At 54.6% G+C, this 13,136-nt stretch carries 8 protein-coding genes; 1 reads left to right on the forward strand and 7 read right to left on the reverse strand.

Features of this window, described 5'->3' with window-relative positions:
* Positions 1 to 93 precede the first annotated feature (93 nt).
* Complete coding sequence (glpE, locus tag FN037_RS21080) at positions 94 to 423, reverse strand: thiosulfate sulfurtransferase GlpE (RefSeq protein ID WP_138359282.1); 330 nt, start codon at positions 421 to 423, stop codon at positions 94 to 96.
* A gap of 201 nt (positions 424 to 624) precedes the next feature.
* Here glpE and glpD point away from each other — a divergent pair, with 201 nt between their 5' ends.
* On the forward strand, positions 625 to 2,145 hold the full coding sequence (gene glpD, locus FN037_RS21085; protein WP_142503099.1) for a glycerol-3-phosphate dehydrogenase: 1,521 nt from the start codon (positions 625 to 627) through the stop codon (positions 2,143 to 2,145).
* 69 nt (positions 2,146 to 2,214) lie between these two features.
* Here glpD and glgP read toward each other — a convergent pair whose 3' ends face one another.
* The 6 genes from glgP to asd form a co-directional block, all read right to left on the reverse strand.
* On the reverse strand, positions 2,215 to 4,662 hold the full coding sequence (glgP, locus tag FN037_RS21090; RefSeq protein ID WP_142503100.1) for a glycogen phosphorylase: 2,448 nt from the start codon (positions 4,660 to 4,662) through the stop codon (positions 2,215 to 2,217).
* 17 nt (positions 4,663 to 4,679) lie between these two features.
* Positions 4,680 to 6,113, reverse strand: coding sequence for a glycogen synthase GlgA (gene glgA / locus FN037_RS21095; RefSeq protein ID WP_138359288.1), 1,434 nt, complete (start codon positions 6,111 to 6,113; stop codon positions 4,680 to 4,682).
* Positions 6,113 to 7,408 (reverse strand): glucose-1-phosphate adenylyltransferase, encoded by a 1,296-nt coding sequence (glgC, locus tag FN037_RS21100; RefSeq protein ID WP_138359290.1) that lies wholly within the window; start codon positions 7,406 to 7,408, stop codon positions 6,113 to 6,115. The genes glgA and glgC overlap by 1 nt, the downstream gene beginning before the upstream one ends.
* Before the next feature lie 80 nt (positions 7,409 to 7,488).
* On the reverse strand, positions 7,489 to 9,465 hold the full coding sequence (gene glgX, locus FN037_RS21105; protein ID WP_138359292.1) for a glycogen debranching protein GlgX: 1,977 nt from the start codon (positions 9,463 to 9,465) through the stop codon (positions 7,489 to 7,491).
* Positions 9,462 to 11,648: a 1,4-alpha-glucan branching enzyme gene (glgB, locus tag FN037_RS21110; RefSeq protein WP_138359294.1), complete on the reverse strand. Its 2,187-nt coding sequence runs from the start codon at positions 11,646 to 11,648 to the stop codon at positions 9,462 to 9,464. The genes glgX and glgB overlap by 4 nt, the downstream gene beginning before the upstream one ends.
* A 253-nt stretch (positions 11,649 to 11,901) precedes the next feature.
* Positions 11,902 to 13,008, reverse strand: a complete 1,107-nt coding sequence (asd, locus tag FN037_RS21115; protein WP_138359296.1) for an aspartate-semialdehyde dehydrogenase — start codon at positions 13,006 to 13,008, stop codon at positions 11,902 to 11,904.
* Positions 13,009 to 13,136: the final 128 nt, after the last annotated feature.

A 13,136-nucleotide genomic window follows, 5' to 3' on the forward strand; every position in this document is an offset into this window, starting at 1 on the left:
AGCTTACTCAAGTAAGTGACCGGGATGAGCGGACGTAGCCTACGTATCTGCAGCTTGAAGTATGCCGGGTACAGCCACAACCGACGCTAACGCCTAACGTGCGCCATGTGCGACTTCCGCCGGAAAATGCCGATGCCAGGCATCAAACCCGCCATCGACGCTATAAACCTCCGTGTAACCCTGCTGTAGCAGATACTGCGCGGCACCTTTACTGCTATTGCCGTGATAACACATCACCATAACGGCGGTATCAAAATCGTTATCGCGCATAAATGCCCCCAGCGTGTCGTTGGTCAAATGAAACGCGCCCGGCGTATGGCCCATCGCGTAGCTCTGCGGGTCGCGAATATCCACCAGCACCGCCGTCTGCTGGTGCATTTTCTGATGGGCTTCTTCTACGTTAATACATTCAAAGTGATCCATAAGCTCTCTTCTTATACAGGCAGGCGGCGAAACGCCCCAGATTTTAGCGCCTAGTGTACAGCGTGGCGGTAAATAAACGCCAATATGTTACACGCATCACTCTGAAATGTTTTTTTGATGTTACCAACAGCGTGATTGTTTGCTATATTGAGCGATATCGAACATTTATGAACTTAAACGAAAGCGTGAGAGGTGGCGAGCGTGGAAACCAAAGATCTGATTGTGATAGGGGGAGGCATCAACGGTGCGGGTATCGCAGCAGATGCCGCAGGGCGTGGTTTATCCGTACTGATGCTGGAAGCAAACGATCTGGCCTGCGCGACGTCCAGCGCCAGCTCAAAACTGATTCACGGCGGCCTGCGTTACCTTGAACACTACGAATTCCGTCTGGTGAGCGAAGCGCTGGCGGAACGTGAGGTGCTGCTAAAAATGGCGCCGCATATCGCCTTTCCTATGCGCTTTCGTTTACCGCACCGCCCGCATCTGCGCCCGGCATGGATGATCCGTATTGGTCTGTTTATGTACGATCATCTGGGCAAGCGTACCAGTTTGCCCGGCTCGACCGGATTGCGTTTTGGCGCAGAGTCGGTGCTTAAACCTGAAATTGTGCGCGGTTTCGAATATTCCGACTGCTGGGTCGATGATGCGCGACTGGTACTCGCCAATGCGCAAATGGTTGTACAGAAAGGTGGCGAAGTGCGAACCCGTACCCGTGCCCTCTCGGCTAAACGTGAAAACGGTTTATGGGTGGTCGAAGCGGAAGATCGTGATACGGGCGAAAAGTTCACCTGGCAGGCTCGCGGTCTGGTTAATGCCACCGGCCCGTGGGTCAAACAATTCTTCGACGAAGGGATGCACCTGCGTTCACCGTACGGTATTCGCCTGATTAAGGGCAGCCATATCGTCGTGCCGCGCGTGCATACGCAGAAACAGGCTTATATTCTGCAAAATGAAGACAAACGCATTGTGTTTGTGATCCCGTGGATGGATGAGTTCTCGATAATCGGTACTACTGACGTCGAGTATACGGGCGATCCGAAAACTGTTGCTATCGATGACAAAGAAGTTAGCTATCTGCTGAATGTCTATAACGCACATTTTAAAAAGACGTTGTCTCGCGACGATATCGTCTGGAGCTATTCCGGTGTCCGCCCGCTTTGTGATGACGAGTCTGATTCACCGCAGGCGATCACCCGCGATTACACCCTTGATATCCATGATGAAAACGGCCAGGCGCCGCTGCTATCAGTATTTGGCGGTAAGCTCACGACTTATCGCAAACTGGCTGAACATGCGCTGGAAAAACTGGCCCCCTACTACAAAGGTATCGGCCCGGCATGGACGAAAACAGCCGTTCTGCCCGGCGGCGATATCGGCGGCGATCGGGATGACTACGCGGCAAAACTGCGCCGTCGTTTCTCGTTTATCAGTGAGTCAATGGCCCGCCACTATGCGCGGACCTACGGCAGCAACAGCGAAAAACTCCTGGATACCGCCACATCGTTGGCCGATCTGGGGGAAGATTTCGGCCATGAATTTTTCGAAGCCGAACTTACATATCTGGTCGAACATGAGTGGGTTCGCACCCTGGATGACGCTATCTGGCGGCGGACTAAACAGGGAATGTGGCTGACAGCCGAACAGCAGGATCGCATCAGCGAATGGCTGGCGCAGCACGCGGGAAAGTCTGAACGAAAGTCTGAACTTTCGCTGGCGTCTTAGAGACCCGCTCGATTAAGCCAGATAAGATAAAAACGGGGCCGTCTGGCCCCGTTCTCAAGCGTCAAACCGCTACAACCTTACCGGATCGATATACCAGATATGGTCGGCGTACTCTTTAATCGTACGATCGGAGGAGAAATAGCCCATATTGGCGATATTGCGCATCGCTTTAATCGCCCACTCTTCCGGATGACGATACAGCTCATCCACTTTATCCTGGCAATCCACATAGCTACGATAATCCGCCAGTACCTGATAGTGGTCGCCGAAGTTAATCAGCGAATCCAGCAGATCGCGGTAACGACCCGGCTCTGATGGGCTGAACAGACCGGTGCCGATTTGCGTCAGCGCCAGATGCAGCTCTTCATCCTGATCATAATAATCACGCGGCTTGTAACCGCTGGCCCGTAGGGCTTCCACTTCTTCTGCGGTATTGCCGAAGATAAAGATATTCTCTTCACCAACGTGCTCCTGCATCTCAACGTTAGCGCCGTCCAGCGTACCGATAGTTAACGCGCCATTAAGCGCGAACTTCATATTGCTGGTCCCGGACGCTTCCGTTCCCGCCAGCGAGATCTGCTCTGAAAGATCGGCAGCCGGAATGATCAACTGCGCCAGACTCACGCTGTAGTTAGGGATAAACACCACTTTCAGCTTATCGCCAATCTGCGGATCGCTGTTCACCACCGCCGCCACATCATTAATCAAATGAATAATGTGCTTGGCCATGTAGTAAGCGGACGCCGCCTTCCCGGCGAAGATATTCACTCGCGGTACCCACTCCGCGTCAGGATCGGCCTTAATGCGATTGTAGCGGGTTATCACATGCAGCACGTTCATCAACTGGCGTTTGTACTCATGAATACGCTTGATCTGCACGTCAAACAGCGCCTTCGGGTTCACCACTACATTAAGCTGCTGGGCGATATAGCTCGCCAGTCGCTGCTTGTTTTCCAGTTTCGCCTGGCGCACAGCCTTGTTCACCAACGGGTAATCAATATGCTGTTCCAGTTCCTCCAGTTGACTCAAATCCGTGCGCCAGGTGTGACCAATATTGTCATCAAGCACTTTTGACAGCGGCGGATTCGCCAGCGCCAGCCAGCGACGCGGAGTCACGCCATTGGTCACGTTGGTAAAGCGCATCGGGAAGATTTTCGCAAACTCGGCGAACAGCGACTCCACCATCAACCTGGAGTGCAGTTCCGACACTCCGTTGACTTTGTGGCTAACGACCACCGCCAGCCAGGCCATACGAACGCGACGACCGTTGGACTCATCAATAATCGACGTCCGGCCCAACAGCGCGGTATCGTTGGGATATTGCTCCTGCAACGTTTTCAGGAAGTAGTCGTTAATCTCAAAGATGATCTGCAAATGACGCGGCAGGATTTTACCCAGCATATCAACAGGCCAGGTCTCCAGCGCTTCGCTCATCAGGGTGTGGTTGGTATAAGAGAAGACCTGACAGGCCACCTCAAACGCCTCATCCCAGCTAAACTTATGCTCATCAATCAGCAGACGCATCAGCTCCGGAATCGACAGCACCGGGTGCGTATCATTAAGGTGAATGGCGATTTTATCCGCCAGATTGTCGTAGGTTCTATGCAACTGATAGTGACGGCTGAGGATATCCTGCACCGTCGCAGAAACGAGGAAATACTCCTGGCGCAGGCGCAGCTCACGCCCGGAATCGGTAGAATCATCCGGGTAGAGCACGCGGGAAACGTTTTCAGAGTGGTTTTTATCCTCTACCGCCGCGAAGTAATCCCCCTGGTTGAATTTACCCAGATTGATTTCATTACTGGCCTGCGCACTCCACAGGCGCAGTGTGTTCGTCGCATCGGTATCAAAGCCTGGAATAATCTGGTCATAGGCTTCGGCAAAAATCTCCTCGGTTTCCACCCAGCGTGAATTTTTACCTTCCTGCTGAATTCGCCCGCCGAAACGCACTTTATAGCGGGTATTGTGGCGCTCGAACTCCCACGGGTTGCCGTATTCCAGCCAGTAATCCGGAGACTCTTTTTGCCGGCCATCAACAATGTTCTGCTTAAACATGCCGTAGTCGTAACGAATACCGTAGCCACGGCCGGGCAAACCCAGTGTCGCCAGAGAATCAAGGAAACAGGCCGCCAGACGCCCAAGACCACCGTTGCCTAATCCGGGGTCGTTCTCCTCATCAATCAGTTCTTCAAGGCTCAGCCCCATCTCTTCCAGCGCGCTGTTGACATCGTTATAGATACCCAGCGACAGCAATGCATTGGACAAGGTACGCCCAATCAGAAATTCCATTGACAGATAGTAAACCTGGCGAACTTCCTGAGAGAGTTGCGCCCGGTTGGAGCGCAACCAGCGCTCCACCATGCGATCGCGAACCGCGAACAATGTGGCATTGAGCCATTCATGTTTGTTGGCGATAGCCGGATCTTTGCCGATGATAAACATCAGCTTATAAGCAATTGAGTGCTTTAACGCCTCAACGCTTAACGTAGGCGATGCATAGCTAAACGGTGCATTCATAGCTTTGGCTCCTGTGATTACAGCAAGCGTTGATAAAGTTCGCGGTAAGAATTGGCGGCAACCTGCCAGCTAAAATCCATATTCATTGCCTGACGCTGAACATAACGCCAGAGCGACGGGCGCGACCACAAAACAAATGTGCGTCGAATAGCCCGCAGCAGTGACAAAGCGTTGCTGTCTGCAAAAACAAACCCGGTGGCCAGACCGTCGGCGAGGTTCTCCAGCGAACAGTCGGACACGGTATCCGCCAGGCCGCCGGTGCGCCGCACCAGCGGTAGCGTGCCATATTTCAGGCCATACAGCTGGGTTAAGCCACACGGCTCAAAGCGGCTGGGCACCAGAATCACATCGGCCCCGCCCATAATGCGATGCGAAAAAGCTTCATGGTAGCCAATCTGCACGCCGACTTTACCGGGGTGCTCGGCAGCGGCGGCAAGAAACCCCTCTTGCAGAACCGGATCGCCCGCCCCCAGCAGTGCCAGTTGGCCACCCTGCTCAAGCAGGCCCGGTAGCGCTTCAAGCACCAGATCCAGCCCTTTCTGGCTGGTGAGGCGACTGACCACGGCAAACAACGGCGCTTTATCATCCACCTGCAGCCCCATCGCAATTTGCAACTGACGCTTGTTCTCTGCTTTTTCCTCCAGCCGATCGCGATCGTAGCGCGCAGCCAGTAGCAAGTCGCTTTGCGGATTCCAGATCTGGTCATCCACTCCGTTAAGGATCCCGGACAAACGCCCTTCATGCTGACGCTGGCGCAGCAGTCCTTCCATTCCGTAAGCGAACTGCGGCTCTGTAATTTCACGGGCATAGGTTGGGCTCACCGCGGTAATGTGGTCAGCGTAGTAGAGACCGGCCTTCAGGAAGGAGATCTGGCCGTTAAATTCCAGCCCGTGCATGTTATAGAACGACCATGGCAGTTCAATGTCATTCATATGCCACGAGTAAAACATTCCCTGATAGGCCAGGTTATGCACCGTAAAGACCGATTTCGCCGGATGGCCACGTGCCGCCAGGTATGCTGGCGTCAGTCCCGCATGCCAGTCATGGGCATGAACAACATCAGGACGCCAGAAGGGGTCCAGACCACAGGCCATTTCGCTGCCTACCCAACCCAGCAGCGCAAAACGCAACACGTTATCGGTATAGGCGTGCTGATTCGTATCGTGGTAGGGACTCCCCGGACGATCGTAAAGATGCGGAGCATCAATCAAATAGATGCCCACGCTATTGAAATGGCCAAACAGCAGCGTAATCGGCCCGGCGAAAGTCTCCCGGCGAGTCACCACCTGTGCATCGGTAATACCGCGGCGGATATCGGGAAACGCGGGCAGCAGTATGCGCGTATCCACGCCGCCCGCAATTTGCGCCGCAGGCAGCGCGCCTATCACATCCGCCAGCCCACCGGTTTTTAACAGCGGGAACATCTCTGAACACACATGTAATACCTGCATTAGCGCTCCTGTGGGTACCCCAATGTCCGCAGCATATCGCGAGTAACCAGCACGATACCTTCCTCCGAGCGGTAGAAACGACGAGCATCCTCTTCCGCATTCTCACCAACCACCATACCTTCCGGGATCACGCAGGCCCGGTCAATAATACAGCGACGCAGACGGCACGAACGGCCAACCCAAACCTCCGGCAACAAGACCGCCGAGTCAATATTACAGAATGAATTCACCCGCACGCGCGGGAACAGTACCGACTGCACGACAACAGAACCGGAGATAATACAGCCGCCGGAGACCAGCGAATTCAGGGTCATTCCGTGGCTCCCCGAACGGTCCTGGACAAATTTTGCCGGTGGCAAAGGTTCCATATGAGTACGAATCGGCCAGTTTTGATCGTACATATCCAGTTCAGGGGTTACCGAAGCCAGGTCGAGGTTCGCTTTCCAGTACGCCTCCAGGGTTCCGACATCGCGCCAGTAGGGCTCGGATTGTGGATCTGACTGCACGCAGGAGAGCGGGAAGGGATGTGCATAAGCCATGCCAGTTTTAGTAATTTTTGGAATGATGTCTTTACCAAAATCGTGGCTGGAAATGTCGTCACTGTCGTCTTCTTGCAGAAGCTCGTAAAGATAATCAGCATCAAAGACATAAATTCCCATACTTGCCAGTGACTTGCTGGCATCGCCGGGCATTGCCGGAGGGTTAGCCGGTTTTTCGACAAAATCGATGATCTTATCGTTCTCATCTACCGCCATCACGCCAAACGCCGATGCTTCTTCGATGGGCACAGGCATACAGGCCACGGTGCAACGTGCGCCTTTTTCGACATGATCGATAAGCATGCGCGAGTAGTCCTGCTTGTAAATATGGTCGCCGGCGAGGATAACCACATACTCGGCCTTATAGCGGCGGATAATATCGAGGTTTTGCGTAACCGCGTCTGCTGTACCGCGATACCAGTTTTCCCCCTTCATTCTTTGCTGGGCGGGCAATAGATCGACAAACTCGTTCATCTCTTCATTGAAAAACGACCAGCCGCGCTGGATATGCTGCACCAGCGTATGGGATTGATATTGAGTGATAATGCCGATGCGGCGAATACCTGAGTTAATACAGTTAGATAATGCAAAATCGATAATGCGGAACTTACCGCCGAAATGCACGGCAGGTTTCGCGCGTTTATTGGTTAAATCCTTCAGACGGGTACCACGCCCCCCGGCAAGGATCAGCGCAACAGATTTGATCGGCAACTGACGCGCCAGCATCAACGGATCATTCTTTTCTATTCCAACCATAATTAACTCCTTTTTTACTCCCCAGCTTGCCTGCCCTTCTCGCTGCGCCGCCGCTTCGAGACCAACCGGAAGCCTCGAGGTTACGACCTTTGAAATACGCACAATCCGTGCGCGGGCCCATGCCAGACAGCTATAGTGACCGGATTATCCTCTCCGGCGAAAGGTGGAATGGCATGCCATTCCCCCGTTGGTAAAGTCATCTCAGCCACCTCGGCGGTGGCATTGAACGTCATCAACCAGCGATCGGATAAGACGATCTGCATACGCGGTACGCCGTGCTGCCACTCCTCGGCAGACAGCGGCTGCGCATTCTGGTTTAGCCAGCGCACACGACCGTCTCCCTCCTGCCACCAGCGGTTTTCGGTTAATGCCGGAATACGCTGGCGCAAATGAATCAGTGCGGCAGTGAACGCGGTCAATCCGCGGTTAGCCTGGTTCCAGTCCAGCCAGGTCAACACATTGTCCTGGCAGTAAGCATTATTGTTGCCATGCTGACTGTGGCCATGTTCGTCACCCGCCAGCAGCATCGGCGTCCCCTGCGCCAGCAGCAGCGTTGCCAGCAGGGCATGAACGCTGGCGCGACGTCGTTCAATCACAGCAAGACTCCCTTCTAACCCTTCTATACCATGATTGTTGCTGTAGTTATTGTTAGTCCCATCGCGATTCTCTTCCCCGTTTGCCTCATTATGTTTCTGATTGAAACAAACGCAGTCGCGAAGGGTAAAACCATCGTGCGCGGTGACCAGATTGACCGCTGCCGCCGGCGCTCTTCCATTACGCTGAAAGACATCGCTGGACGCGGCAAAACGCTGAGCGAAGTCGCCCAATGAGACATTTTGTTGTAACCAGAAACGACGCGTGGTATCACGGAAATGGTCGTTCCATTCAGCAAAAAACGGCGGAAAATTACCCACCTGATAGCCGCCAGGGCCAATATCCCAGGGCTCGGCGATCAGCTTCACTTCCGCCAGGCGCGGGTCATTACGGATAGCCTCAAACAGCGGCGCATCCTGACGAAACGCCGGCGTACGCCCCATCACCGAGGCCAGGTCGAAGCGAAAGCCATCAACGTGACACTCATCCACCCAAAAACGCAGGCACTGACGGGCATACTCCACCACGCCGGGGTGGCTGAGGTTGAGAGTGTTTCCGCAGCCCGTCCAGTTGTGGTAGTCCCCATCTTCTCTGATCCAATAATAGCTACGGTTGTCGATACCGCGCAGAGAGAAGGTCGGCCCTTCGAGATCGATCTCAGCGCTATGGTTCAGCACCACATCAAGGATCACCTCAATGCCCGCCGCATGCAGTGCTTTTACCGCATCGCGAAACTCCTTCAGCGCCTGCTCCGGCACGCTGGCGTAGCGCGTATCAAGGGCAAAAATCGCCAGCGGATTGTAGCCCCAGTAATTGCTTAACCCCATCCGCTGAAGACGCGGCTCACTGGCAAACTGCGCTACCGGCATCAGCTCCAGCGCGGTAATACCCAGCGCCTTGAAGTAGTCGATCATCACCGGATGCCCCAGCGCGCTGTAGGTGCCGCGAAGCGCCTCCGGCAGTTCAGGGTGCAGATACGTCAGCCCTTTGACGTGGGCTTCATAAATCACCGTCTTGCCCCACGGCGTGCGCGGCGGCTTATCGCCGCGCCAGTCATAATGCAGATCCACCACCCGCGACTTTGGCGCTATCGCCGCGCTATCGCGGTTATCGGCAACATGATCGCCGCCGTGAAGACGTTCATCGTCAGGTAACTCGCCGTCCACCTGATGACAGCAGGGATCGATCAACAGCTTGGCCGGGTTAAAACGATGCCCTCGCGCCGGGTCCCAGGGACCGTGGACGCGATAGCCGTAACGCAACCCCGGTCCGGCGTCGGCCAGCCAGCCGTGCCAGATATCACCGCTGCGTTCGGGCAGATCAACACGCCGCTCATTGCCCTGTTCGTCAAATACACAGAGTTCCACCCGTTCCGCATGGGCGGAAAAGAGCGCGAAATTTACCCCTTTACCGTCGTAGCTGGCCCCCAAAGGCGCGGGTTTTCCTGCTGTGAGTGCGATCATTCCGCCTCCCGCACCAGCCAGATCGTCGCCAGCGGCGGCAACGTAATCGAAAGGGAGTGCGCACGGCCGTGGCTGGCAATCGCGTCGCTTGCCACAATTCCGCCATTGCCGGTATTACTCCCGTGGTAATACATTGAATCGGTGTTCAGCTCTTCACGCCAGCGGCCAGGCTGGTTGATGCCAAAGCGATAGTCATAACGCGGCACCGGGGTAAAGTTGCTGGCGACGATAATTTCATTACCCGCTCTGTCGCGACGCACAAAGATAAACACCGAGCGCTCATGATCGTCCACCACCAGCCATTCAAAGCCATAAGGATCGAAATCCAGTTCATGCAACGCTTTGTGGTGACGATAGGTGTGGTTTAAATCGCGCACCAGCCGCTGGACGCCGTGATGCCAGTTATCCCCACCGTCCAGCAGGTGCCAGTCAAGGCTTGCGTCATGATTCCACTCGCGCCCCTGAGCAAATTCATTCCCCATAAACAGCAGCTTTTTACCCGGGAAGGCAAACAACCAGCCGTAATAGGCGCGCAGATTAGCGAATTTCTGCCAGGCGTCGCCCGGCATGCGGTCGAGAAGTGATTTTTTCCCGTGTACCACTTCGTCGTGGGAGAGCGGCAGGACAAAATTTTCGGTGTAGTTGTAGAGCATACCGAAGGTCATCTTGTCGTGATGATAACGGCGATGCACCGGGTCGAGCTTCATATAATCGAGAGTGTCGTGCATCCAGCCGAGGTTCCACTTGAACCAGAATCCCAACCCCCCCGTGGAGGAAGGACGTGAAACTCCGGCAAAATCGGTGGACTCTTCCGCCATCGTCACCGCCCCAGGCGTCTGTTCACCCAGCACCCGGTTGGTATTACGCAGGAACTCAATCGCTTCAAGGTTTTCCCGGCCGCCATATTCATTCGGCACCCACTCGCCGTCTTTGCGACTGTAGTCGCGATAAATCATGGATGCCACCGCATCCACCCGCAGCGCATCAATGCCAAAGCGTTCAACCCAGTACAGGGCATTGCCGACCAGATAATTGCTGACCTCGCGACGACCATAGTTGTAAATCAGTGTGTTCCAGTCCTGATGGTAGCCTTCACGCGGGTCGCTATGCTCATACAGCGACGTACCATCAAACGAGGCGAGGGCAAAATCATCTACCGGGAAATGACCCGGAACCCAGTCAAGGATGACGTTGAGGCCTGCGGCGTGCGCAGCGTTAATAAAATAGCGGAAATCCTCTCGCGTCCCGAAGCGGCGGGTTGGCGCATACAGCCCGGTTGGCTGATACCCCCAACTGCCATCAAACGGATGCTCGTTAACCGGCAACAGTTCCAGATGCGTAAACCCCATCCATTTGGCGTAAGGCACCAGTTGATCGGCAAGTTCGCGGTAGCTCAGCCAGAAGTTATTATCGGTATGGCGACGCCAGGAACCGAGGTGTACTTCATAAATTGATATTGGCGCATCAAACTGATTCGCCCGCTTGCGTGCTTCCGGCTGTTCGACCTTCTCCGGCAGCCCGCAAATCAGCGAGGCGCTATCCGGGCGCATCTGCGCTTCAAACGCGTAGGGATCGGACTTCACCCGCAAATGACCATGAGCATCGATAAGCTCAAATTTATACAACTGGCCGTTGAGCGCGCCAGGAACAAACAGTTCCCAGATACCGGATTCTTTGCGCAATCGCATTGGATGACGGCGACCATCCCAATAATTAAACTGTCCGACGACCGAAACCCGTTGAGCGTTAGGCGCCCAGACCGAAAAACGGGTACCCACGACGCCATCCATCGTGTCGGCGTGCGCGCCCAGCGTTTCATAGGGTCGCAGATGCGTACCTTCCGACAACAGCCAGACATCCAGATCCTGCAACAACGGGCCAAAACGGTACGGATCATCAATCAAATTTTGCTGACCGTGCCAGGTGACGGCCAGCTGATAACGAAAAGGGTTTTTACGCCGCGGCAGAACACCGCTAAAGAAACCGCGCGAATCAAGGCATTCTAGTTTGCCGACTTTGCGCCCGGTTTTTGGTTCGATGACCCACACATCGGTGGCATCGGGTAATAATGCACGAACTTCCAGCCCTGCGTCGGTGTAATGCATGCCAAGCACGGAAAAAGGGTCCGCAAAATAGCCGGCAATAAGCGCATTAATCACGTCCTTATCAATACGATTAGACATGGTTTCGTCCTGTTGTAGGTGTCGCCCTTTCCTGCATGCGGCGACTTTTTTTGCCCTGAACGACGCAGCACATTTTGCACCTTCCTGCGCCGTCCCACCTTCAGGTAAGGAAACACCATGGCTCCTTACTTAAAGCATAGCCAAGGCTGAATTACCTCCGTTAAGAAAAATAAAAAACATTCGCGTCTACTCCCTGTATTACGCAAAAAAAAGGGGTGATTCAACACCCCTTTTCTCATCTTGTGACAATGAATTACGCTAATTGCTTTAACATGCGACGGAGCGGCTCGGCGGCTCCCCACAACAGCTGATCGCCAACGGTGAAGGCCGACAGATACTCCGGCCCCATATTCAGTTTACGCAGGCGGCCCACCGGCGTGCTCAAGGTGCCGGTGACGGCGGCCGGAGTCAGCTCACGCATGGTAATGTCGCGATCGTTCGGTACCACTTTGGCCCACGGATTATGCGCGGCCAGCAGTTCCTCAACGGTCGGGATAGAAACATCTTTTTTCAACTTAATCGTGAACGCCTGGCTATGGCAGCGCAGGGCGCCAACGCGAACACACAGACCGTCGACCGGGATCGGAGAAGCCGTCGCGAGGATTTTGTTGGTCTCCGCCTGCCCTTTCCACTCTTCACGGCTCTGACCGTTATCCAGCTGTTTGTCGATCCATGGGATCAGGCTGCCCGCCAGCGGAACGCCGAAGTTGTCCACCGCCAGCTCTCCGCTGCGGGTCAACGAGGTCACTTTGCGTTCAATATCAAGGATCGCAGAAGCCGGGTCCGCCAGTTCAACGGCAACATGGTTGTACAGTTGCCCCATCTGGCCCAGCAACTCACGCATATGACGCGCACCGCCGCCGGATGCCGCCTGATACGTCGCCACGCTGACCCACTCGACCAGATCCTGAGCAAACAGGCCGCCGAGAGACATCAGCATCAGACTGACGGTACAGTTGCCGCCGACAAAGGTTTTCACGCCATTATTCAGACCGGCGGTGATCACATCCTGGTTCACCGGGTCAAGAATAATGATGGCGTCCTCTTTCATACGCAGCGAAGACGCTGCGTCGATCCAGTAACCCTGCCAGCCGCTTTCACGCAGCTTTGGATAAATATCGTTGGTGTAATCGCCGCCCTGACACGTGACAATAATATCCAGTGCCTTCAGCGCTTCCAGATCAAACGCATCCTGAAGCGTGCCACCGGTGCGTCCTCCAAAGGAGGGTGCAGGCTGCCCCAGTTGAGAGGTGGAGAAAAAAACAGGGCGAATGGCGTCAAAGTCGCGCTCTTCAACCATGCGTTGCATGAGAACAGAGCCGACCATTCCGCGCCAGCCGATAAAACCAACATTTTTCATAACATATTCCTGCGAGGTGTGTGCTGTTTGTTCCAGGCCAGTTTCCTACTGGTTAGCCCCTCACATTACAAAATGCAGCTAAAGTCGCAAGTGAAATTAATCAATGATTGACCACTAATCAGTAACAC

It is taken from the genome of Klebsiella sp. 2680, from assembly GCF_900198535.1.
Classification (GTDB): Bacteria; Pseudomonadota; Gammaproteobacteria; order Enterobacterales; family Enterobacteriaceae; genus Klebsiella; species Klebsiella indica.

Coding starts and splice junctions, on each gene's coding strand:
- glpE (WP_138359282.1), bottom strand. CDS start 423: ATGGATCACTTTGAATGTATTAACGTAGAAGAAGCCCATCAGAAAATG.
- glgP (WP_142503100.1), bottom strand. CDS start 4,662: ATGAATGCACCGTTTAGCTATGCATCGCCTACGTTAAGCGTTGAGGCG.
- glgA (WP_138359288.1), bottom strand. CDS start 6,113: ATGCAGGTATTACATGTGTGTTCAGAGATGTTCCCGCTGTTAAAAACC.
- glgC (WP_138359290.1), bottom strand. CDS start 7,408: ATGGTTGGAATAGAAAAGAATGATCCGTTGATGCTGGCGCGTCAGTTG.
- glgX (WP_138359292.1), bottom strand. CDS start 9,465: ATGATCGCACTCACAGCAGGAAAACCCGCGCCTTTGGGGGCCAGCTAC.
- glgB (WP_138359294.1), bottom strand. CDS start 11,648: ATGTCTAATCGTATTGATAAGGACGTGATTAATGCGCTTATTGCCGGC.
- asd (WP_138359296.1), bottom strand. CDS start 13,008: ATGAAAAATGTTGGTTTTATCGGCTGGCGCGGAATGGTCGGCTCTGTT.